The organism is Delftia sp. CH05 (assembly GCF_009827015.1).
Taxonomy (GTDB): Bacteria; Pseudomonadota; Gammaproteobacteria; order Burkholderiales; family Burkholderiaceae_C; genus Comamonas; species Comamonas tsuruhatensis.
The window spans coordinates 1-22419 of the sequence record NZ_WUMG01000047.1 but is presented as its reverse complement, the minus strand read 5'-3'; the positions used below and the strand labels follow the sequence as shown (position 1 = coordinate 22419).

Sequence of the window (22419 nt, the reverse complement as noted above, 5' to 3'; positions counted from 1 at the left end):
GGCGCTGCTTGCGGTGCTACTGCAGGGCGCCGGGCGAGACAAACGAGAGGCCGGCCATCTGCACCAGGGTCCGGCCCCGGGTCAACGGGTAGGAGGGCGAAGGAGACAACGCGCGCGGCTGCAGCCGGAAAAAGGCCTTGCCGCCACAGCGCTGGCCCAGCATCTCGAACTCGGCGCCTTCCAGGCGGCAATCCACCTGCAGGCCCGGTGCGGGCTCATGGGCGATGCCAGACAGCTGCGACAGGCGCTGCAGCGCATCGGGCTCGGGCAGCACGGTGGTTTCGGCGCTGCCATCGACATGCTGGACATGCACGGACCGGCCAGCCAGGACCTTGAGCGGATACACCAGTTCCAGGCCCGCCCGCCCGGCGCGCAGGCCCCGCTGCAGGCCGCCGTCGACATCCCCCTGGGCACGCGCCCAGCACGTGAAGCTCAGTCCGCGCGCCGAACCCACGATGCGCACGCGCCAGGCCAGGCTCAGCTCCTCGCAGTCCACCACCGTTTCGTAGAAGGCCTCGAAGCGGCCGGCCCGCTCGCGCAGGCTCAGTTCGCCCGCGCCATGCACACAGCGGTCACCCTGTCCGTCGCGCGCCACAAAGGCCATGGAGCGCAGGATGTCGACGCCGCCATAGCGGACATTGCGCAGGCCGCCGTCGGCCAGTTCGGTGCGGAGCGGGCCGGCCTGCAACTGGCGGGGGCCGGACTGCAGATGCCTATCCCAGCCTTGCGCAGACACCACGATGCCAGCGCCCTCGGGCCCGTTGCCGGCGATTTCAGCGAACCATTGGTTCATATTTGCACCCTTGTCCATTCCGAGCATGGATGCCGATGCTATGGACGATCGGTGCGCATGAATAACGATGTTTTCTGTCACTCGTCGTGAGCTGCACTCACAAGCGGTCAGGCATTCCGGCATCAGTCCGGGGAGCCGGTGCGCCGCTCAAGGCCTGCGGGGCCTGTTGCGGCTCCAGCACCGTGCAGTTGCGGCCCTGGGCCTTGCCTCGGTACAGCGCCGCATCGGCGCGCGCGATGGTGGCCTCCACCGATTCGCCCGTGCGGTACTGCGCCGCGCCCAGCGTGCAGGTGACGCGGGCGCCATCGCCCAGGGTGTGCGTCCACGGAGCCTCGGCAATGCGCAGGCGCAGGCGCTCCAGCAATTCGCCGGCCTGAGCAAGGCCGGTGTCCGGCAGCACCAGCAGGAATTCCTCGCCGCCATAGCGGCCCACGCCATCTGTACTGCGCAGCTGCGACTTCAGCAGCGCGCCGAAAGCGCGCAACACGCGGTCGCCGCCTTCATGGCCAAAGCTGTCGTTGATGCGCTTGAAGTGGTCTATGTCCAGCAACGCCACGCACAGCACCTCGCCACGCTCCTGGGCGGCGGTGCGCACTTCGTGCAGCCGCTCCATCACGCCGCGCCGATTGCTGACGCCGGTCAGGTCGTCATGGCGCAGCAAGGCCTCGATCTGCGCCAGCGCAGCGGCCAGCTTGTCATTGGCGATGCCCAGCCGGTACTGCATGCTGCGAAAGAAGGTCGCCTGCACGCTGCAGCGCACCACGGCCCCCAGCACCACGCCGAAGGCCAGCAGCTGGCCCGCAGCCGTGTCCGTGGTCATGCGCATCAGCGGACCCCGCCAGCAGATGATGGCGGCCACGGCAACAAGGGTACCTATCCACGTCAGCCAGAAGCTGGTGCGGCTGCGTGCGAGAAAACCGTCGGCGCTGAAGGCGATCAGCATCACCATCGACTGGAACGCAAGCGCGGGTGCCGCCATGACCATGCCCAGCACGCCGATGATGGACACCAGCTGGTGCGTGAGGAACATGCCCGGATCGCGCAGCTTGTGGCACCAGTCGCTGGCATAGGCCCAGGTGATGAAACCCATGCCGGCCGCCACCCACAGTCCATAGCCCAGCACCACGGGCCAGGGCGCGTAGCCGGCCCATGCATGGCCCAGGAACAGCAGCAGCGCATAGAGATGGCTGAGCAGCACGGAGATGTGCAGCTGCCAGGTACGGCGTTTCCAGCGCTCCAGGTGCAGCGCCTCGTCCACCAGCGGTGACGCCGGCTTCGGCCCCCAAAGGAGGCGGTCGGGAAGATTCCGGGAAATGGAGGAAAGCACGGGCATGCAATGAAGCGCGGCGGGCCGGTGGCCCCGATGGGCGCCCATTGTGACCGCATCCGGGAAATCCCGAGGAGCGCGCTCCCCCGCAGGGGATGAACAGGCCCTATCGCAGGCTGTGCGTCTAGGACGCGCGCGGCGGCCGCACATCCTCGGCCACCACGATCTGGTTGCGCCCGCAGGCGCGGCCATGCAACAGGGCTGCCTCGGCCCGCTGCACCAGCCGCTCCGAGGTCTCGCCCGCCTGGAACTCCGCCACGGCCAGGGTCAGGGTCAGCGGGTCCTTGTCGGGATCGGGGATGGGCGTTTCGCTCCAGCGCTGCTGGCGCACACCCTCGCGCACGCGCTGCAGGGCCCAGACGGCCTGGACCGAGGCGGTATCGGGCATCACCAGCATGAAGGTGTCGTCGCGGTAGCGGCCTATGCCGTCCACGGTGCGCAGATGCGTGACCAGCAGGCCGCTGAGCATGAGCAGCACGCGGTCCTGCAGCGAGGGGCCCTTGTAGGCCTGGTGAACACCCACGCGCTCCACCCACGGGTCCAGCTCCAGCAGCACCACGCAAAACGGCTCGGGCTTGCGGGCATGGCGTTCGCGCAGGCCATCGACGACATCCATCAATCGCGCGTAATTGGCCACGCCGGTGAGTGTGTCGCGCCCCGTGGGCAATTGCAGCGAGCCCACGCGTTTTTGCAACTGCTGCACATCGTCGGCCAGTTGGCCGCAATAGCTCGACAGCTGCGCCAGCTCCTCGGTGTACTGGCGCTGCATGCGGCTCAGCGCCTGCCACAGCGCCAGCGCATGCACGGCCAGCGGCAGCAGCACGCTGGCCAGCCACAGGATGCGCACGGCGACCGGGCCCGGCGCCATCTGCGGCATGGGCCTGGCCACCACCACGGCGCAGAGCATGGCCAGCATGGCGCACAGCACCACCACCTGGCCCGTGGGCAGATGCAGCGCCTGCTCGCGCTCGCCATCCCAGGGCAGCCAGGCGACGGCCGCCAGCCACAGCAGGGCACAAGCCCAGGCCAGGGTCGGCTGCCATGCCGCCAGCAGCAAGGCCATCGTGGCCTGTATCCAGCCATGGCCGCGCAGCGTCCGGGTCAGCGGCAAGCCGGCTGCATGGCAGCGCCAGATCCAGGCCATGCCGGCCAATGCCGACAGCGCGGCGTAGGCCGCCCATGCTTTCCATGAAGAAGGGCCCGCCAGCACATGACCTGCCAGAAGGGCAGCCCCCACGGCCCAGGCCGCAAGGGGAAGGACATGGGCGGACCCGCCGGCCGGTGGGTGGGCGGGTTGCGCTGGCGTGTGTTGTGGGGGATACGGCAGCTGGCGTGACATGGCATCCTCGCTGAAGACATCTGCGCCCCGGCCGAGCGCGCAAGCCATGGTGTACCACAACCCCGTGCAGCTTCAAGGGGCTTGGAGCCCCTGACGGCCAGGCCGGCTCAGCCTGGCGCCGGCCCGGGCTCCTGCGCCCGGGGCAGCACCGCACCCGCCTTCCTGCCGTGGCCATCGGCCTGGGCGCCGCAGCTGTGGCAAAAGCGTACAAAGGCGCTCTTGCGGGTGTTGCAGCTGCCGCAGCGGTCGAACAGGCCGATGCCGCAGTGGGGACAGAAGTCGATGGCGCCGTCCTTCAGATCCACGGGGCGCTCGCAGCCCGGGCACACGCCCTTGGCCAGGCGGGCCAGGGCCACGTCGTAGCCCAGTTCCTGGCGCCGCTGCGTCTCCGGCAGCGATTCCTGCTGCTTTTGCCTTTCAAGATAGCGGTTCAGGCCCAGGATGGCCGCGCGCCCCAGCAGCACCGTCACCACGATACCGACCACATAGCGCACGTAGCCGCCGTAGTCGGGCAGGTACGGCACAAGTTCAACGAAGAAAGCGAACAGCGCAAAGAAGATGAATCCCCAGACGAAGGGCCACCAGGTGCTCTTGCGCTGTTTGGCGAACAGCCAGCCGGCCGCCAGCAGCAGCGGCAGGGTCAGCGCCAGGCGGTAGAGAAAGACACGCAGCTCGACGGCGCGCATCTCCGTGCGCCAGGATTCCATGGCACCGTCGCGCAGATCGTCCCATTGGCGGTTGGCCGCGTCCAGGCGCTGCCGCGCCCGCAGGCTCGTATCCTGCAGCCGCTCCACGGAGGCGCGGGCGGTGTTCTCTTCCTGCTTGATGGCATCGAGCGCCTGGGTGCGCGACAGCAGTTCGCTGTCCTGCTCGGGCCGGGCGGTGGCACGGCGCGTGGCCACCCAGTTGTCGAAGGTCTCGCGCGCCGAGCGGTAGCGCGACTGCGCGGCCTGGTACTTGAGCCGTGCGTTCTCCAGCGCCGTTTCCGCCTTGTCGTGGTCGGCATCGGCGGCCTTGATCTCGGCCTTCACGGGCTCGGCCGCCTCGGGCGCGATGAAGTCCTCCACCGTGCGCGGCGACTCGACCTGGGGCAGGTCGCCCACCACCAGGCCGCCCAGGCCGATGAGGAAGGACGCGAACACCACCGCCACCAGCCACAGGCCTCGGCGGAACCATTTCTCGGGCAGACGCAGGGCCTTGCTCATGGGGAAACTCCTGTTTCAGTGGCCTGCGGCCGAGGAAGACCGCAGGCGGAGGAAGAGCCGGTCCGGCTCAGGGCAGCACGCGCACCGGACCCGCCAGCTGGCTGCGCTGCAGCCACTGCGTCACCGACTCCACGGTCACGGTCTCTATGCGGCTGGCATAGCGCTTGTCGTTGGGATGGTCGTCGAAGGCGATGTTGGCGGCCGTCACGCGCCCGCCCAGCCGCGACAGCGCGCGGATGACCAGCACGCCCGGCTCGTAGCCCTTGAACTGCAGCCAGGCCTGGGCCTGCTGGCGCCGCTGCACCGTGGCCGGCTCCATGGCGGCGGCCAGGGTTTCGGTGGCCCACTGGTTGGACTGCTGGTAGCGCTGGCCCCAGGCATAGCTGACCATGCTGTAGGGCTCGTGCTGCAGGCGCAGCACGGTCTGGGGCTGGGTCAGAAAGGTCCACAGCGCCTGCTGCACGGCGGGCGTGGGCACCTGAACGCCGGCCTCGTAGCGCCACAGGTCGTCCAGAAAGAACTCGCCCAGGCCCTGGCGGTAGACATGGCCGCCGGCCGTGCCGCATTCGTTGAGCTTGTGCGCCACGCGCCAGGGGCCTTCGGGGGTCCTGTAGGCCCAGCCGTAGTGCGAGTAGTGCAGGTCGTACTTGCTCAGGTCCTGGCCCACGCGCGCCAGCAGCACGACACGGGTGCCGTTCTTCGCGTACTCGGCATCCAGCGCCTGCGAGGTGCGCTGGGCAAGGTCCAGCCCCTTTTGCAGGGACTGGGGCGTGAGGGGCTTGTCCTCGCAGCTGCGCCCTGCATGGGCCGTGCCCAGCGCGGCGGCCAGCAGCAGACCCAGGCAGGCGGCACGGGCTGCAGGGGAAGGAGAAAGCGGCGGTTTCATGGCGGGCATCACAGGCGTTCGTTGTGCAGCAGGGCCTTGCCCATCTCGTTGGGGATGAAGGCCAGCACCTTGCCGGCCGCCGAGATGATGACGCCCGTGCCGATCACGCTGCAGGTCAGCACCGTGCCCACGGCGTAAGCCGAGGCGGAGGCGCCCCGCCCCACCACCTCTACGCTGGCCTGGGCGCCGTCGGAGGCACGCTCCAGCAGATAGACCGTGCCCGTGGCCGAGGCCTGCACCGCCTTCACGGTCAGCACCGCGCCGCCCACCGACAAAGCGGCAGGCACGGCCACCACGGCGCCAGCGGCCGCCGAAGCCACCGAAGCCGTGCCCACCACGGAGGCCACGGGCAGCATGGACAGCGCCACCGAGGCCTCGCTTTGCGCATGGGCTGGCGCCATGGCCAGGGCTGCGCACAGCGCACCAGCGGCCAGCAGGGCACGCGGCAGGCGCGTGAAAACGGATTGGTTGACCATCATTGCTTGGACTCCTGGAAATGCGGGGAAGGGGTGGACATCACTCGGCGTCGGCCGGTTGCGCGGCCTCGCGGCGGCCATGCATGCGGGCCTGCGCCAGGTCGGCCTCGTGGCGGTCACGCAGCATCTTGGCCAGCGTGAAGGCGGTGGTGATGAGATAGAGCCAGCTCACGCCCAGGAAGGCCTTGTAGGTCACGTTGATGTCCATGCTCACCAGCCCCCAGCCGGTCAGCGCCATGGACACGGCAAAGCCGCCCCAGACCACCAGCTTCCACATGGGCGTGTCGCCTGCGCCGCTGCGGCCGCCCTCGTTGTCCCGCACGAACTTGGCCAGCACGAAGGCGGCCGAGAGGCAGAACACATAGCCCATCACCATGAAGGCCTGCTCCAGCTGCTCGCCGGGCAGCCATGCCAGGCCGATGGCGCACAGCGAGACCGCAATGCCGAACGACACCCACACCTGCAGTTGCCAGGCCCGGGTATCACGCTGAACGACGATGGGAGAAGAGGACATTTGCCGAGGTGCCCCTCAAGGGCATTGGTTGAACACGGGACGCATGGTGCCCAGACGTAACTTGCGTGTCTGCATTCAACCGTAACAGTGGCCAGACACAGGCCATCGAGTATCTTAAAACGGTACTTTTCAAGTTTTTGACTGTTGTTTACACCCCAAAAAGTTCCTGCATGTGACACCAGCACACAGGACATCGGGCACGGCACCTGGGCGACAGGAACCCTGCGGCGCGCCACAGACAATGCGCCCACCCCGGCTGCAGTGCAGCGGGCAATCGCACGTTCGCCACGCTGATTGATGGAGATCTCCCATGACCAAACCCTTTGACCTCGTCGTCCACGGCGCCACCGGCTTCACGGGCCGGCTGGTGGTGGAGTACCTGCTCAGGCGCTACCCCGCAGGCAGCGGCCTGCGCTGGGCCATGGGCGGGCGCAATGCCGACAAGCTCGCGGCCGTGCGCGACGAGCTGGGCGCGCCCGCCGATACCCCGCTGGTGGTGACCGACACCGGCAATCCCGCAAGCCTGCAGGCGCTGATGGAGCAGGCCCGCCTGGTGCTGACCACGGTGGGCCCCTACCAGCTCTACGGCAACGAACTCGTGGCCGCCTGCGCCCGCGCCGGCGTGGACTATGTGGACCTGTGCGGCGAGCCAGCGTGGATGCGCCAGATGATCGATGCCCACGAGGCCGCAGCCCGGGCCAGCGGCGCGCGCATCGTGTTCTCCTGCGGCTTCGATTCCATTCCCTTCGACCTGGGCGTGTTCATGCTGCAGCGAGAGATGCAGGCCCGCTTCGGCCAGCCCGCCCAGCGCGTGCGGGGCCGGGTGCGCAAGATGAAGGGCACCTTCTCGGGCGGCACGGCCGCCAGCCTCAAGGCCACCATGGCGGCGGCCGCCGCCCAGCCGGGCGTGCTGGATCTGCTGCGCAATCCGTTCTCGCTCACGCCGGGTTTCGAGGGCCCGCGCCAGCCCTCGGGCAGCAAGCCCATGGTGGACGAGGTGCTGGGCCTGTGGGTGGCGCCCTTCGTGATGGCGGCCATCAACACGCGCAACGTGCACCGCTCCAACTTTCTGCTGGGCCATGCCTATGGCGCCGACTTTGTCTACGACGAGATGATGGTCACAGGCGCAGGCGAAAAGGGCGAGGCCCTGGCCAACGCCGTGGCGGCCGACAAGTCGCTGGGCGCGGACGACGGCCCCAAGCCTGGCGAGGGGCCATCGCGCGAAGAGCGTGAATCGGGCTTCTACGACGGGCTGTTCATCGGCACCGACACGGCCGGCCACAGCCTGCGCGTGGGCGTCAAGGGCGACCGCGATCCGGGCTACGGCTCCACGTCCAAGATGATCACCGAGGCCGCCGTCTGCCTGCTGCAGGACGCCCCGGACACGCCCGGCGGCATCTGGACCACGGCGCCTGCCATGGGCGACGCACTCATCGCAAGGCTCAAGGCCAATGCCGGCCTGAGCTTCACGTTGGAGGAACAGAACCCCTCTTAGGCCGCCAGCAGCCGCTGCACGCGCTCGCGCAGCAGCGCGGGCTGCACCTCGGTCTGGGCCATGGGCTGGCCCACGTTCAGGCCCACACGGTTGAACAGGCCACGGCGGAAGGGCCGCACCATGGCGCCGCCCTGCTCGATGCGGCTGAAGTACGAGCCCCAGAGATTGGTCAGCGCCATGGGGACCACGGGCACCTGCAGGCCATCGGCCTGGGCGCGCTCGACGATCTTCATGATGCCACCACGGAACTCCTGCAGCTGCCCGTCGCGCGTGATGCCGCCCTCGGGGAAGATGGCCAGCAGGTCGCCCTCGCGCAGCACCTGGGCGGCGCGCTCGAACGCAGCCTCGTAGGTGGCGGGGTCTTCCTTCTGGGGCGCGACGGGGATGGCCTTGGCCAGGCGGAACAGCCAGCCCAGCAGGGGCACGCGGAAGATGCGGTGGTCCATCAGGAAGTAGATGGGCCGGGGGCTGGCGGCCATGAGCAGCACGGCATCGACAAAGCTCACATGGTTGCAGGCCAGGATGGCCGCGCCGGTGGCCGGGATGTGCTCGTCGCCCTGCACCTTGAAGCGGTAGACGAAGCGCGAGACCACCCAGGCCACGAAGCGCAGCAGGTACTCGGGCACCAGCAAAAAGATGTAGGCCGCCACCACGGCATTGGCAATGCCCGTGATCAGGAAAACCTGGGGAATGCTGAAGCCCGCCGCCAGCAGCGCGCCGGCCAGCACGCTGGAGGCGATCATGAACAGCGCGTTGAGGATGTTGTTGGCCGCGATGATGCGCGCGCGGTGCGTGGGCTGGCTGCGCATCTGGATCAGCGCGTACATGGGCACGCTGTAGATGCCGGCCGACAGGGCCAGCATGCCCAGGTCGGCCATCACGCGCCAGTGCGCGGGCTGGGCAAAGAAGGCACCCACGCCCATCAGCTCGGAGGCCGGCAGTGCGCGCGAGGCAAAGAACAGGTCCACGGCGAACACGCTCATGCCGATGGCGCCCAGCGGCACCAGGCCGATCTCCACATGGCGGCGGCTGAACACCTCGCACAGCAGCGAGCCCGTGCCGATGCCCACGGAAAACACCACCAGCAGCAGCGAGGCCACATGCTCGTCGCCATGCAGCACCTCCTTGGCAAAGCTGGGGAACTGGGCCAGGAACACGGCGCCGAAGAACCACATCCAGCTGATGCCCAGCAGCGAGCGGAACACGGCGGGCTGCTCTCGGGCCAGCTGCAGGTTGCGCCAGGTCTCGGTGAAGGGGTTCCAGTTGATGACCAGGTGCGGATCGGTGGCCGGCGCATTGGGGATGAACTGCGCAAAGATCCGCCCGATCACCGCCAGCGCCAGGCAAGCCACGGCCACCTGCAGATGGCCGACCTCGGGCACGGCCACCAGCAGGCCGCCGGCCACGTTGCCCAGCAAGATGGCCACGAAGGTGCCCATCTCCACCATGCCGTTGCCGCCCGTCAGCTCGCGCTCGCTGAGCACCTGGGGCAGGTAGGCGAACTTCACGGGGCCGAACAGCGTGGAGTGCAGGCCCATCAGGAAGACGCAGCCCAGCAGCAAGGGCACATTGGCCTGGATGAAGCCCCAGGCGGCCAGCGCCATGATGGCGATCTCCAGGTTCTTGACCAGGCGGAACATGCGCGTCTTGTCCCACTTGTCCGTCAGCTGGCCCGAGGTGGCCGAGAACAGCAGGAACGGCAGGATGAACAGCGCCCCGATCACCAGCCCCGCCATGGCCGAAGGCAGCCAGGAGACGCTGAGCTGGTAGGTCACCATCACGGTGAGCGCGAACTTGAACAGGTTGTCGTTGGCCGCCCCGGAAAACTGCGTCCAGAAGAACGGCGCAAAGCGCCGCTGGCCCAGCAGGGCGAACTGGTTGGGGTGCTCGTGCGCGGCCGATGGCACGGCGCCGGCCGTTGCGGTGGGGGCAGACGGGCTGCCGGTCTCTTGCTGGAACATCTTGTCTTCCCTCAACGGTTGGTGGCGCCGCCGTGGCCGCACGCATCGGCGCACATTGTGCCCGTACTGGCCATGCGCGCCGTGCCGGCCGCACGCAGCGCGGTGATCACGGGCAGGGCGGCGGCCGCCGCCACCACATGCTTGAGGCTGTGGCCGGATACCAGCCCGCCGGTGGCCTCGAAGACGGCCGCATCGCCCCACTCCAGCAGCTTGGCCGCGCCATACCAGGCGATCACCACGCCCAGGCGCAGCGCCAGCGCGCCATGGCGCGGCGCCACGCAGGCCAGGCCCAGCACCGCCAGCATGCCGCCGCCCTGCACCAGCGCCCAGGGCAGCAGGTTGCCGCCATGCAGCCAGACCAGCACCGAGGCCACGGCGGCGACCAGCATGGCCACCGCGGCGCGCACGGCCACGCGGTCGGCAATGCGCGATTGCAGCGCCAGTCCCAGCATGCCGGCAAAGGCCATGGACATGCCCAGCCGGTCGCCGGCCAGGGTGGCATCGTGGGGGGCCCAGTGGTAGACGGACGAACCTATGGCCGAACACGCCAGCCCCGTGAAGAACAGCGCGGCCAGCCAGCGCAGGGCCGGCGCCAGCGCTTGGCTACGCCGGTCCAGCAGCAGGCGCGCGCCCGCCACGGCGGCCCAGGCAAAGCCCAGGTTGCTGAGCACATCCAGCGCATGGGGCAGCGGCCCCCAGGCGCGCTGGTCGGCAAAGGCGTGAAAGTCCTGGGGCTGCGGCACTGCAGGGCCAATCAAGGCGGCCAGCAGCAGCAAGGCGGCGCCCCAGTACAGCGCGCGCAGGGCGGCGGCCGGTGAAATCGATACGGATGGCATGTGTTGCTCCTCGTGGAAAGTGGGGCGGAGTGTGGCGAGCCACCGGCCCTTCCAGCATCGTTTTTCTGCACCCGCCGCGCAAACCAGCACCTCGGGTATCGATAATCGCTACCCATGAGCACCACTGCCGACCTCGTCATCGCCCTCAAGAAGGAACTCAAGGCCGCCCAGATGACCTATGCCGACCTGGCGCGCGCCCTGGGCATGGCCGAGTCCAGCGTCAAGCGCATGCTGGCCAAGGGAGACATGCCGCTGTCGCGCATCGATGCCATCTGCCGCGCGCTGAGCCTGGACTTCGCCGACCTGGCACGCCGCGTGGCCGACAGCCAGCCGCTGCTGCAGGAGATGACGCCGGAGCAGGAGAACGCCGTGGTCGCCGACCGCAAGCTGCTGCTGATGGCCATCTGCGTGCTCAGCCAGTGGACGCTGGAGCAGATCGTGGCCACCTACCGCATGACCGAGGCCGAAGGCATCCGCTACCTGGCCCAGCTGGACCGCATCGGCATCATCGAGCTGCGCCCCGGCAACCGCTACCGGCTGCGCCTGGCCAAGACCTTCCGCTGGCGCGCGCGCGGGCCGGTGATGGAGTACTTCCGCGAGAACGCCGTGCTCGACTATTTCGGCGGCGGCTTCGACCAGCCGGGCGAAGGCATGCTGATGGTGCACGGCTCCATCGGCCGGCATCTGGCGCCCAGCTTCGTGGAACGCATACAGCGGCTGGCCCATGATTTTTCCCAGCAGCACCTGCAGGACCAGCGCCTGCCGCCGGGCCAGCGCGAGGGCTACACCCTGGTGCTGGCCATGCGCAGCTGGGAATTCACGGCGTTCACGGCCCTGAGAAGAGGCACTGTCTGACGGCGGCTGCAGGACGGCAGCCTGCGCTGCAGCGCCTGGCAACAAGGCTTCACCAAGGCGATACACAAGATTGCAAGACTTCGCGTCGCGGCAACCCGGGCTTGACGCAGCACTCGCACCATGCAGTCATGGATTCCCGTCACAGGGACTCCAGCCCGATGAACCAAGGACAAGGAGCCGCCATGATTTCCCTTCGCACACCGCTGATCGCCGCGACCGTGGCCCTGGCCGGATGGGCCGGGACCGCGCAGGCCCAGGCCAACGTGACCTATGCGGCGCCGGGCGCCGCCATCTCTGTGCAGTTCGGCGCGCCTCCTCCCATGCGCTACGAGGCCGTTCCGGCACCGCGCCGCGGCTATGTGTGGGCGCCGGGCTACTGGCGCCCGCAAGGCCACCGCCATGCCTGGGTGGCCGGCCACTGGGTCAAGGCGCGCCCCGGCTATGTGTACCGCCAGCCCGTGTGGTCGCAGCACGGTGGCCGCTGGGGCTACGCACCCGGCCGCTGGGACCGTGACCGCGACGGCGTGCCGGACCGCCATGACCGCCGCCCCCACAACCCCTACCGCCATTGAGGGGCGCTTGCGCCCGGCATGAAGCCCGCCCCATCGGCGGGCTTTTTGCTGAGCGCTGCGGCCATGCCCACACTGGCTTCATACCAACATATGCATATAAAAGTGGCTCATTAAGTTCTCAGGAAAATATGGGAATTGATTCACCGGATTTCCCTGCACACCATGCGCCCCTCGCTTTTCCGCTCCTGGATTCCCGCCGCCGCCGCGGCCCTGGCCGTCCTCGGCTCCACCGCAGCGGTGGCAGCCGATTCGGCGGCTTCGTGGCCGCACCAGCCCGTGACCATGATCCTGGGCTTCCCGGCAGGCTCGGGCGTGGACGTGATCGCGCGCGGCGTGCAGGAGCCGCTGTCCCAGCGCCTGGGCCAGCCCCTGATCATTGACTACAAGTCGGGTGCGGCCGGCAACATCGCCAGCGAGATCGTGGCGCGCGCCAAGCCGGACGGCTACACGCTGGCCTTCGGCACGGCGGCTACGCACGGCAGCAATGCGGCGCTTTACAAGAAGCTGCCGTTTGACGTGGAAACCGACTTCGTGCCCGTGGCGCCGCTGATCGATGTGTCCAACGTGCTGACCATCAACCCCAACGTGATCAACGTCAGGAACCTCAAGGAGTTCGTGGACGAGATCAAGGCCAACCCCGGCAAGTACAACTACGCCTCCACGGGCAACGGCGCGGGCACGCACATGGCCTTTGCAGAGTTCAATGCGCGCCTGGGGCTGAACATGGTCCACGTGCCCTACAAGGGCGGCCCCGAGGCCATCACCTCGGTGCTGCGCGGCGAGACCTGCTGCATCATGAACCAGGTCCAGACCGTGCTGCCGCACTACAAGAGCGGCAAGGTGCGCCTGCTGGGCGTGACCACGGCCAAGCCCGTGGAAGTGATCAAGGAAGTGCCCACCATCGCCTCCAGCGGCCTGACGGGCACCAAGGGCTTCGACAGCTCGATCTGGTTCGGCATCTTCGCGCCCAAGGGCACGGACCCGGCCATCGTGGCCAAGCTCGGCCAGGCCGTGCGCGAGGTGCTGGAGCTGCCCGAGGTGCGTGCGCGCTTCGAGTCCCAGGGCAATGCCATCCGCATAGAGACGCCCGAGCAGTTCAAGAAAACCGTGCACAACGACCGCCTGAAATGGGCACAGGTGGTCAAAGACGCGAAAATCAGCATCGATTGATGCCGCGCGCGCCCGCAGGCCCTGCCCCGCTGGCGCGCCTTTCCTCGTGAGTTCCTGGTGAGTCTATGTCCCTGACCGAACCGGCAGCCGCGGCCCCTGCGGGCCTGGCTGCCCTTGAAGAACGCCTGCGCGACGACCTCGTCGCTCTGGGCTGGCCTGCCAAGGCCTGGATTCCTCCCTCCACCCGCGACGGCCAGCCCGTGCACGATGTCCTGGTCATCGGCGCCGGCCAGGCCGGCCTGGCCCTGTCGGCCGCGCTGTCCCAGCTGGGCATCGCGGCCGTTTTGCTGGACAAGGCCCCGCTGGACTTCGAAGGCCCCTGGGCCACGACGGCGCGCATGGAAACCCTGCGCTCGCCCAAGGAGCTGACCGGCCCCGCGCTGGGCCTGCCCTCGCTGACCTTCCGCGCCTGGTTCATCGCCCAATGGGGCCGCGAAGCCTGGGCCGCGCTGGACAAGATCCCGCGCCTGCAGTGGATGGACTACCTGCGCTGGTACCGCCGCGTGATGCGCTGCGACGTGCGCAACGGCCACCAGGTCACGGCCATCCGCCCGCAGGCCGACGGCACGGTCGAGGTCGATGTGACGGCCGATGGCGCCTCGCGCACCTGGCTGGCGCGCCGCGTGGTGCTGGCCACGGGCCGCGACGGCCTGGGCGGCCCGCAGATCCCCGCCTTCATGCAGGGCGTGGACCGCAGCCGCTGGGCACATTCCTCCGACGTGCTCGACTACCGCCGCCTGGCCGGCCTGCACGTGGGCGTGGTGGGCGCGGGCTCGTCGGCCATGGACAGCGCGGCCACCGCGCTGGAGAACGGCGCCGCCAGCGTGGACCTGCTGGTGCGCCGCAGCGACCTGCCGCGCATCAACAAATCCAAGGGCTCGGGCACGCCCGGCCTCACGCACGGCCAGTTCCTGCTGCCCGACGCCTGGAAATGGCGCATACGCCACTACATCAACGTGCAGCAGGTGCCACCGCCGCACGGCAGCACGCTGCGCGTCTCGCGCCACGCCAACGCCCACTTCAACCTGGGCTGCGCCGTGCAGAAGGTGGAGCAGGCAGGCGACAAGCTGCGCGTGAGCACGCCGCGCGGCGTGTTTACGCTGGACTTCCTGATCGTCTCCACCGGCTTTGCCATCGACTGGCGCCAGCGCCCCGAGTTCGCCGACCTGGCGCCCCATGTGCGCATCTGGAGCGACCGCTTCGTGCCCGAGGCGGGTGCCGAGGACCAGGAACTGTCGGACTCGCCCGACCTGGGCCCGCTGTTCGAGTTCCAGGAAAAGACGCCCGGCGCCCTGCCCGGCCTGGACCATGTGCACTGCTTTTGCTATCCGGCCGCGCTGTCGCACGGCACGGTGTCGGGCGATATCCCCGCCATCAGCGACGGCGCACGCAAGCTGGCCCAGGGCCTGGCCTCGCTGTTCTACCGCGAGGACCTGGAACACCACTACGCCCAGCTGCAGTCCTATTCCGAGCCCGAGCTCGACGGCGGCGAATGGACGCCCGCCGACCCCGAAGCCCGCGTGCGGGCCCTGGCAGACAAGACCTGAGATACCCATGACCACCGCCAACGACACCATCGACCGCCTGGCCGGCCTGACCGACCAGTCCCCCGTTTTCGCCACGCGCCGCCAGCGCGACAAGGTGGCCATTGCCACCCAGGCCTGCGAGGACCTGTTGCTGGGCGACGGCCTGGCCGACAGCCTGTCGCGCGCCGAGCGCCTGGTGCTGGCCAGCGAGCAATGCCGCGTCAGCGGCGTCCAGGCCCTGGCCGATGAATACCGCCAACGTGCCGAGTCCCTGGGCGACGCCCTGACGCCCGCGCTGCGCACCGTGCTGGCCCAGCCCGGCGCCCAGACCGGCAACGCCCGCCTGGATGCGGCCCTGCACTTCGTGCGCACCCTGGCCCTGCACCCGGCCGAAAGCGACCGCGCGGCCCTGCTGGCCATGCCCGAGTCCGGCCTGTCCATCGACGACACCGTGCTGGTGGCCCAGCTGGTGGGGTTCATCGCCTACCAGTTGCGCCTGTTCGCGGGCGTGCAGGCCATGGTCGCGCTGGGAGGCCAGGCCAGCACGCCGGCTGCCGAAGCCGCCGCCGCACCCTTCGTGCACCCCGCCAACCTGCCGCCACCGGGCGAGCCGCTGCGCCGCAACGGCTACACCAGCGAAACGCTGGACTGGACGTCCTGGCTGCCCGTGCTCGACCCCGCCACGGCCACGGCCGAGCAGCAGGCCGTGCTGGACCTGAGCCACCCCAAGGCGCGCACGTCGGACTTCTACCTGCTGCTGGCCCGCCAGCCGCGCGTGCTGTCGGAGCGCTCGCAGGCCTTCAACGCCATCATGTACGCGCCCGGCGGCCTGTCGCGCGCCGAGCGCGAGGTGGCGGCCACGGCCGTCTCGCGCTCCAACGGCTGCGTGTACTGCGCATCGGTCCACGCCCAGCGTTTCGAGCAACTGGCCAAGCGCAACGATGTCATGGCCCAGATGTTCGATGACCCCGACACGGCCGGCACCAATGCGCGCGAACGCGCCATCATCCAGTCCTCGCTGGCCCTGACGCGCGCGCCGGGCAGCTTTGGCGCCGCCCAGCTGCAGCCGCTGCGCGATGCCGGCCTCACGGACCAGGAAATCCTGGACATGCTGCATTCGGCCGCGCTGTTCGGCTGGGCGAACCGGTTGATGCTCAATCTCGGGAAGGAAAAGTACATCACCCCCTGAGGCGCTTACGCGCCTTCCCCCCGTGGCACGGCGCCTCTCTACCCGCTTCGCGGGGAGGGGGACGACACCCTCGGTGCGGGGCGGCGCGGCCGGCGTAGGCCCTTCCTCGGTGTCCCTGACTTGGGCCGCGCCGGTTTCATGCGCTGTGCCTTGAGACGCCGCGCTTCACCTCAGTACACATCCCTGCGGTAACGGCCTTCGACGATCAGGTCTTCGACGGCGGTAGCGCCCAGGATGTCGGCCAGTGCGGCATCGACGCCTGCGGCCATGCCGTCGGCGCTGCCGCAGACGTAGAGCACGGCGCCGTCGGCGATCCAGTCGAGCAGGGGTTCGGCGGCTTCGCGCAGGGCGTCCTGCACGTAGCGGCGCCGGGCCTGGTCACGGGAATAGATGAAGTCGGCACGCTCCAGCTTGCCGGCAGCCAGCCAGTTGGAGACCTCGGCCTCGCAGTACCCGTCATGGGCCCGCTGGCGTTCGCCGAACAACAGCCAGTTGCGGTGGCGGCCTGCGTGCATGCGCGCCAGCAGGTGGCCGCGCAGGCCGGCATAGCCTGAGCCGTTGCCGATGAAGATGGCCGGCGCGTCGGGCTCGGCATCTGCCTCTTCACGCGGCTCGAAGCCGCGGTTTTCCACCAGTCTCATGGCCACGGAGGTGCCCCGGGCCGCATGCGCCGTCAGCCAGCCCGACGCCACGCCCAGGCCGCCGTCATGGCGTGCCTGGCGCACCAGCAGCCGCACATGGCCGTCCTGCGGCAGCGAGGCGACCGAGTAGCTGCGCGGCAGCAGGGGCCGCAGCGCATCGGCCACGGCCTGGGGCGCGGTGCCGGGGGCGATGTCGCCCGGGGCCGGCAGCACGCTGGCGGCCAGCGCCTCGGCCAGCGTGCAGGTCTGCTGGCGCCATTGCACGGGGGCCGAACCGTCGCATTCCTGGGCGGCCAGCCAGGCCTGCACGGTGGCTGCGCCATGGCGTGGCAGCACCTCGGCCAGCGCACCAGCTCGCCACAGCGGGGCCACGCCTTCGGGCGGTGCCAAGTCCAGCACATAAAGCCCTGCGCCCTGGCTGCCCGCGTTGCACAGGCTGCGCGCCTGCAGCGGCCATGCGGCAAAGGCCGTGGCATCGGCAAGCGGTTCCGCCGAAGACGCAGGCAGGGCATCGCACACGGGCAGCACGGCGCCGAAATGCCCTGCCAGCGCCTGCTGCCAGGCATGCCAGGCCTGGGCGTCCTCGCCATCCATCTCGATCAGCGGAAACACGGGCTGTGCGCCCAGGCGGCGCAGCTGGTGGTCCAGCGCATGACCAAAGCCGCAGAAGGCCGCGTACTGCCGGTCGCCCAACGCCAGCAGGCCGTATTGCAGGTGCGGCAGGGCCGAGCCCGAGGCCGCGCCCAGCAGGCGGGCAAAGCGGCGCGCGGCATCGGGCGGGTCGCCTTCGCCAAAGGTGCTGGCCACGAAGAGCACGCGCCGATGGTGGCGCAGTTGCTCGGCATCCAGCGCCGCCACGGATTGCAGGCTGGCCGCCATGCCTGCGCCGCGCAACGCGGCCACGGTGGCCACGGCCAGGCGCTCGGCGCGGCCGGCCTGGCTGGCGAAGGCGACCAGCACGGTGTCCTGGCCTGCAGGCGCGGACGGTGGCGGGTCCGCCATCAGCGCCTGGCGCTCCTTGGCCAGGGCGCGCGCCTTGCGCCGGCGGTCCAGGTAGAGCATCCAGCCCGTGATGGCGAACAGGGGCATGATCAGCGAGGCCAGCGTCATGAAGATGCGCCCCGGCATGCCGAAATAAGTGCCCATGTGCAGCGGGTAGATGGCGCCCACGGCGCGGCGGCCCGTGGGCAGGTCGGCATAGCGCTCGTCGCGCTGCACCGTGCCATCGGGCAGCAACGCCATCTGGTTGCGCGCGCGCTCATGGGCGGCATCGGCATCCAGCCAGCTGATCTGCAGGGGTTGGCCCGCGCGCTCGGGCAGGCGCAGCTGGGCGAACTGCCAGCCATGGGCGATGCGCTCGAAGGCGGCCCAGCCGGGCGCGATGTCGATGGGCTGCTGCGCGCCAGTCGGCTCAGGCCGGCCGCCACCGGGTTTCGAGGACGGCGCCGCGGGAGCGGCCACGCGCGGCGGCACGCCGGCCCAGCCATCCACCGTGCTGCGCACCACGCCAAAGGCCCAGTACATGCCGGTGCAGGTGAACACCACATAGGCCACCAGGGCCCAGGTGCCCGCCACCGAGTGCAGGCCCCAGAGGAAGGAGCGGCCCTTGAGCGCCGGGTCGAAGGTCAGCCAGGTGCGCCAGGACAGCGGCCGGCGCGGCCAGCGCAGGTACAGGCCCGACAGCGACAGCATCAGCAACAGGCCGGCCAGGGTGCCCGTGATCGGCTTGCCGTCATCGCGCGACAGCAGCAGCCAGCGGTGCAGGCGCTCCACCCATTCGAAGAACTCCGTGCCGTGTTGCTCGGGCATCTGCGCGCCCGTGTAGGGATCGACAAAGACCGTCTGGCCCCGGCGCTGGCCGGCCGGCGGCTTGAAGGCCACCTGGGCCGAGCGGCCGGGCTCGGCAAAGACGGTGATGCGCTGGACCACGCGCTGCTCGCCGGCCTCGCGCAGCGCCTGCGCAATCTGCGGCGGCCCCAGCGGTGGGTCATCGCGCGCAGGCACGGAGACAGTGCCGGGATTCAGCCAGCCCAGGATCTCCTCATGGAACGAGAACACCGCGCCCGACAGCCCGATGACGATGAGCACCGTGCCGGCCGTAATGCCGGCGAACCAGTGCAACTGGAACCAGATTTTCTTGAAAGTCATGGGGAGCAGGCGGCGGCGTTCAGCGGTCCATCACGGTGCGCAACGGAACATCAGGACAGAACGGTGCATGGAAGGCAGGCGTGCAGGAATGAAGGGGCCAGGCGCCTGTGCGTCGGCCGGGACCCAGGGATGCAAGGCACCCATCAGCGCGAAATTCTAAATTGTTCTCATTTACGGCGTGTTGCACGCGCGATAGGCCCGCAAGGCGGCCTGGGGTTTCGTGCAGGCTTGAGCCGCCGGGATGCAGCGCCTCTACCCAATGGAAATCGCCTGCCGAAACAGGTTCGGCAGGCGATGGTTCAGCGCCTCTTCAACCGTGTGTCAACCGCGTCTGCGGCGCAGATTCCACAGGCCTGCAGCCAGCATCAGCAGCATGGCCATGGCGAGCATGCGCGGTTCGAGGGCAAGGATCGGCCGGGCACCCGGTGCCGCCCCCACACGCGCCGGACCGCTGGGATCCACGATCACGCCATTGGCTGCGCGATCGTCATCACCCTGGCCGCCATCGGTGACCACCACCGAGGTCGTATTGCCCGACACCACCGCACCCGCAGGCTGATACCAGGAGTCCGCCGCCCCTGCGGACGCTGGACCGAACTTCCAGTACGCCATGCCGGTCACCGGCCCCGGCCAGGTGACGCTGACCGTGATCGAGCTGCTGGGCGTACAGCCACGGGCCACGAAGTGCACATTGCCGTACGGGAAGCTCAACTGGCCCGGCGCACCCGCCGCAGCCGCGACGAAGTACGACTGCGACACATCGAACCCGCAGCCCGCGCCACCACCGCTCAAGGTCGCCGTGGCGTTGCCTGCCCCGGTGGCTGTCGGGCCCGTGAAGGTCGTTCCGAGCACGTTGAGCGAAGTCGTTGTGGCAGGTCCGGTGTTGCCATTGCCAGGATTGGTCTGGGTCGCGCTGATCGTGTGCAGACCCGGCGTCGGCAAGCCGCCGCCTGGCGTGCAGCTCCACGTCTGATCGGCCGCGACGATTGCCGTACACAGCGTCGTCGAGCCATCCTTCACCGTGATCGTGTAGCCCGGCGTGCCGGTGCCGGAAATCTGCGGATAGCCCCCCACCGTGGTCGGCGAAACCGTCAGCGTCGGAGCCACCGGTACCTGCGTGCTGGGAGTGACCGGCGTTGCTGGTGTCGATGCACAGTTCACAGTGCACCCTGCCGTCGGATTGACCGGGCTGATGCCGCCCGATGGATCGTAGGAGGCCGTGTTCGTGCTCGAACCCACAGCCGTCGGAACAGCCGGCAGATTGAAGCTGGTGTTGCTGCCAGCCGCCACCGGCGTGGTGAAGCTCACCGTGCAAGACAGGATCGCCGTGCCATTGCCCACGAAGGGGAAGGTATTGGGCGTGCAGGTCGCACTGGCCACGTTCGCACCGGTCGGCACGCCCGTGATGCTGATGCCTGCCGGCACCAGGTCCTTGATGGTCACGCTGGTGGCGGGACCGAAGGCACTGGCAGCGTTGGACACGGAGAACGCGTAGTTGAACGCAGTCCCCACAGCCAAGCTGCCGGGGTTGGCCTTGGTGACCGTCAACGCTGGCGTGCCAGGCGTCACCGGAGTCACCGGTGTGGAAGCGCAGTCTGTCGTGCAACCGGCTGTCGGATTGACGGGGCTGATGCCACCGGACGGATCGTAGGAAGCCGTGTTCGTGCTCGAGCCCACAGCTGTCGGCACAGCCGGCAGGTTGAAGCTGGTGTTGCCACCGGCCGCCACTGCCGCAGTGAAGTTCACCGTACACGTCAGCACGGAGCTGCCGTTACCCGCAAACGGGAAGGTGTTGGGCGTGCAGGTCGCGCTGGCCACGTTCGCACCAGTCGGCACGCCTGTGATGCTGATGCCTGCCGGCACCAAGTCCTTGATGGTCACGCTGGTGGCGGGACCGAAGGCACTGGCGGCATTCGCTACCGTGAAGGCGTAGTTGAACGCCGTGCCCACGGCCAGACTGCCAGGGTTGGCCTTGGTGACCGTCAGCGCTGGCGTACCAGGCGTGACCGGAGTCACCGGCGTGGAAGCGCAGTCTGTCGTGCAGCCGGCCGTCGGATTGACCGGGCTGATGCCGCCCGATGGATCGTAGGAAGCCGTGTTCGTGCTCGACCCCACAGCCGTCGGCACAGCCGGCAGATTGAAGCCGCTGTTGCTGCCAGCCGCCACCGGCGTGGTGAAGCTCACGGTGCAAGACAGGATCGCCGTGCTATTGCCCACGAAGGGGAAGGTATTGGGCGTGCAAGTCGCGCTGGCCACGTTCGCGCCGGTCGGCACGCCCGTGATGCTGATGCCTGCCGGCACCAGATCCTTGATGGTCACGCTGGTGGCGGGGCCGAAGGCACCGGCAGCGTTGGACACGGAGAACGCGTAGTTGAAAGGCGTGCCCACAGCCAAGCTACCGGGGTTGGCCTTGGTAACCGTCAGCGCAGGCGTACCAGGGGTTACCGGCGTGGAAGGCGTCGATGCGCAATCCGTCGTGCAACCGGCCGTCGGATTGACGGGGCTGATGCCACCCGACGGATCGTAGGAGGCCGTGTTGGTGCTCGAACCCACCGCCGTCGGCACAGCTGGCAGGTTGAAGCTGGTGTTGCCACCGGCTGCGACCGAGGTCGTGAAGTTCACCGTGCACGTCAGGACAGTGCTGCCATTGCCCGTAAACGGGAAGGTGTTGGGCTTGGGCGAGCAGTCCACACTGGCCACGTTCGCACCTGTCGGCGCACCCGTGATGCGGATACCTGCAGGCACCAAGTCCTTGATGGTCACGCTGTTGGCAGGACCGAAGGCACCGGCCGCATTCGCTACCGTGAAGGTGTAGTTGAAGGGCGAACCTACGGCCAGGCTACCCGGATTGGCTTTGCTGACCGTCAGCGCAGGCGTACCAGGCGTGACTGGAGTCACCGGTGTGGAAGCGCAGTCTGTTGTGCACCCTGCCGTCGGATTGACAGGGCTGATGCCACCCGACGGATCGTAGGAGGCCGTGTTGGTGCTCGAACCCACCGCCGTCGGCACAGCCGGCAGGTTGAAGCTGCTGTTGCTGCCAGCCGCCACCGGCGTGGTGAAGCTCACCGTACACGTCAGCACGGAGCTGCCGTTACCCGCAAACGGGAAGGTGTTGGGCGTGCAGGTCGCGCTGGCCACGTTCGCGCCGGTCGGCACTCCCGTGATGCTGATGCCTGCGGGCACCAGATCCTTGATGGTCACGCTGGTGGCGGGACCAAAGGCACTGGCCGCATTGGACACGGAGAACGCGTAGTTGAACGGCGTGCCCACAGCCAGGCTGCCGGGATTGGCCTTGGTGACCGTCAACGCAGGCGTGCCTGGCGTGACCGGAGTTACCGGTGTGGAAGCGCAGTCTGTCGTACACCCTGCCGTCGGATTGACGGGGCTGATGCCGCCCGACGGATCGTAGGAGGCCGTGTTGGTGCTCGAACCCACAGCCGTCGGAACAGCCGGCAGGTTGAAGCTGGTGCTGCCACCGGCTGCTAC

Annotated in this window: 17 protein-coding genes; 6 read left to right on the top strand and 11 right to left on the bottom strand. The window is 68.9% G+C overall.

The features are described 5' to 3' along the window. Positions 1–16 precede the first annotated feature (16 nt). The 7 genes from GRX31_RS25230 to GRX31_RS25200 all read right to left on the bottom strand — a co-directional run bounded on the left by GRX31_RS25230 (position 17) and on the right by GRX31_RS25200 (position 6540). The gene (locus GRX31_RS25230; protein WP_237426776.1) at positions 17–793 is read right to left on the bottom strand and encodes a hypothetical protein; all 777 of its coding nucleotides are present in this window, start codon (positions 791–793) and stop codon (positions 17–19) included. Positions 794–890: 97 nt separating this feature from the next. Continuing rightward, on the bottom strand, positions 891–2051 hold the full coding sequence (locus GRX31_RS25225) for a GGDEF domain-containing protein (RefSeq protein WP_227740886.1): 1161 nt from the start codon (positions 2049–2051) through the stop codon (positions 891–893). 193 nt (positions 2052–2244) lie between these two features. Continuing rightward, a complete protein-coding gene (locus GRX31_RS25220) occupies positions 2245–3357 on the bottom strand; it encodes a GGDEF domain-containing protein (RefSeq protein WP_223275270.1) in 1113 nt (370 codons plus the stop codon). Between the two features lie 209 nt (positions 3358–3566). After that, the gene (locus GRX31_RS25215; protein ID WP_034369029.1) at positions 3567–4664 is read right to left on the bottom strand and encodes a zinc ribbon domain-containing protein; all 1098 of its coding nucleotides are present in this window, start codon (positions 4662–4664) and stop codon (positions 3567–3569) included. Positions 4665–4731: 67 nt separating this feature from the next. Beyond that, positions 4732–5550 carry a DUF2145 domain-containing protein gene (locus GRX31_RS25210; RefSeq protein WP_026062678.1) on the bottom strand — a complete coding sequence of 273 codons (819 nt, stop codon included), beginning with the start codon at positions 5548–5550 and terminating at the stop codon, positions 4732–4734. An 8-nt stretch (positions 5551–5558) separates the two neighbouring features. Beyond that, positions 5559–6029 (bottom strand): hypothetical protein, encoded by a 471-nt coding sequence (locus GRX31_RS25205; RefSeq protein ID WP_016450357.1) that lies wholly within the window; start codon positions 6027–6029, stop codon positions 5559–5561. A gap of 37 nt (positions 6030–6066) precedes the next feature. Beyond that, positions 6067–6540, bottom strand: coding sequence for a YiaA/YiaB family inner membrane protein (locus GRX31_RS25200; RefSeq protein ID WP_012202471.1), 474 nt, complete (start codon positions 6538–6540; stop codon positions 6067–6069). A gap of 310 nt (positions 6541–6850) precedes the next feature. Between GRX31_RS25200 and GRX31_RS25195 the strand changes: the two genes are divergently transcribed. Next, entirely contained in the window at positions 6851–8035 is a 1185-nt protein-coding gene (locus GRX31_RS25195) for a saccharopine dehydrogenase family protein (RefSeq protein ID WP_160855426.1), read from the top strand. Here the strand turns inward: GRX31_RS25195 and GRX31_RS25190 are convergent. Beyond that, entirely contained in the window at positions 8032–9996 is a 1965-nt protein-coding gene (locus GRX31_RS25190; protein WP_160855424.1) for an MFS transporter, read from the bottom strand. The two genes, GRX31_RS25195 and GRX31_RS25190, sit on opposite strands and share 4 nt — an antisense overlap. Positions 9997–10007: 11 nt before the next feature. After that, positions 10008–10832 (bottom strand): hypothetical protein, encoded by an 825-nt coding sequence (locus tag GRX31_RS25185; protein ID WP_070080826.1) that lies wholly within the window; start codon positions 10830–10832, stop codon positions 10008–10010. Between the two features lie 114 nt (positions 10833–10946). On the opposite strand from GRX31_RS25185, the gene GRX31_RS25180 reads away from it, so the two are divergent. From GRX31_RS25180 to GRX31_RS25160, 5 genes are all read left to right on the top strand, one after another. Next, on the top strand, positions 10947–11687 hold the full coding sequence (locus GRX31_RS25180) for a helix-turn-helix domain-containing protein (RefSeq protein WP_012202467.1): 741 nt from the start codon (positions 10947–10949) through the stop codon (positions 11685–11687). A gap of 182 nt (positions 11688–11869) precedes the next feature. Next, positions 11870–12259, top strand: coding sequence for a YXWGXW repeat-containing protein (locus tag GRX31_RS25175; protein ID WP_160855422.1), 390 nt, complete (start codon positions 11870–11872; stop codon positions 12257–12259). Between the two features lie 162 nt (positions 12260–12421). Continuing rightward, positions 12422–13429: a Bug family tripartite tricarboxylate transporter substrate binding protein gene (locus GRX31_RS25170; RefSeq protein ID WP_017406536.1), complete on the top strand. Its 1008-nt coding sequence runs from the start codon at positions 12422–12424 to the stop codon at positions 13427–13429. A gap of 65 nt (positions 13430–13494) precedes the next feature. Next, entirely contained in the window at positions 13495–14976 is a 1482-nt protein-coding gene (locus GRX31_RS25165; protein ID WP_160855420.1) for a SidA/IucD/PvdA family monooxygenase, read from the top strand. Positions 14977–14983: 7 nt separating this feature from the next. After that, a complete protein-coding gene (locus GRX31_RS25160; protein WP_016454492.1) occupies positions 14984–16144 on the top strand; it encodes a CMD domain-containing protein in 1161 nt (386 codons plus the stop codon). A gap of 170 nt (positions 16145–16314) precedes the next feature. Here GRX31_RS25160 and GRX31_RS25155 read toward each other — a convergent pair whose 3' ends face one another. Together GRX31_RS25155 and GRX31_RS25150 are read right to left on the bottom strand one after the other, a co-directional pair. Then, positions 16315–18933: a PepSY domain-containing protein gene (locus GRX31_RS25155; RefSeq protein ID WP_160855418.1), complete on the bottom strand. Its 2619-nt coding sequence runs from the start codon at positions 18931–18933 to the stop codon at positions 16315–16317. Between the two features lie 321 nt (positions 18934–19254). Beyond that, positions 19255–22239 carry a beta strand repeat-containing protein gene (locus GRX31_RS25150; protein ID WP_237426774.1) on the bottom strand — a complete coding sequence of 995 codons (2985 nt, stop codon included), beginning with the start codon at positions 22237–22239 and terminating at the stop codon, positions 19255–19257. Between the last annotated feature and the right edge of the window lie 180 nt (positions 22240–22419).

Coding starts and splice junctions, on each gene's coding strand:
- GRX31_RS25185 (WP_070080826.1), bottom strand. CDS start 10,832: ATGCCATCCGTATCGATTTCACCGGCCGCCGCCCTGCGCGCGCTGTAC.
- GRX31_RS25180 (WP_012202467.1), top strand. CDS start 10,947: ATGAGCACCACTGCCGACCTCGTCATCGCCCTCAAGAAGGAACTCAAG.
- GRX31_RS25215 (WP_034369029.1), bottom strand. CDS start 4,664: ATGAGCAAGGCCCTGCGTCTGCCCGAGAAATGGTTCCGCCGAGGCCTG.
- GRX31_RS25200 (WP_012202471.1), bottom strand. CDS start 6,540: ATGTCCTCTTCTCCCATCGTCGTTCAGCGTGATACCCGGGCCTGGCAA.
- GRX31_RS25170 (WP_017406536.1), top strand. CDS start 12,422: ATGCGCCCCTCGCTTTTCCGCTCCTGGATTCCCGCCGCCGCCGCGGCC.
- GRX31_RS25210 (WP_026062678.1), bottom strand. CDS start 5,550: ATGAAACCGCCGCTTTCTCCTTCCCCTGCAGCCCGTGCCGCCTGCCTG.
- GRX31_RS25195 (WP_160855426.1), top strand. CDS start 6,851: ATGACCAAACCCTTTGACCTCGTCGTCCACGGCGCCACCGGCTTCACG.
- GRX31_RS25205 (WP_016450357.1), bottom strand. CDS start 6,029: ATGATGGTCAACCAATCCGTTTTCACGCGCCTGCCGCGTGCCCTGCTG.
- GRX31_RS25165 (WP_160855420.1), top strand. CDS start 13,495: ATGTCCCTGACCGAACCGGCAGCCGCGGCCCCTGCGGGCCTGGCTGCC.
- GRX31_RS25175 (WP_160855422.1), top strand. CDS start 11,870: ATGATTTCCCTTCGCACACCGCTGATCGCCGCGACCGTGGCCCTGGCC.
- GRX31_RS25230 (WP_237426776.1), bottom strand. CDS start 793: ATGAACCAATGGTTCGCTGAAATCGCCGGCAACGGGCCCGAGGGCGCT.
- GRX31_RS25160 (WP_016454492.1), top strand. CDS start 14,984: ATGACCACCGCCAACGACACCATCGACCGCCTGGCCGGCCTGACCGAC.
- GRX31_RS25155 (WP_160855418.1), bottom strand. CDS start 18,933: ATGACTTTCAAGAAAATCTGGTTCCAGTTGCACTGGTTCGCCGGCATT.
- GRX31_RS25190 (WP_160855424.1), bottom strand. CDS start 9,996: ATGTTCCAGCAAGAGACCGGCAGCCCGTCTGCCCCCACCGCAACGGCC.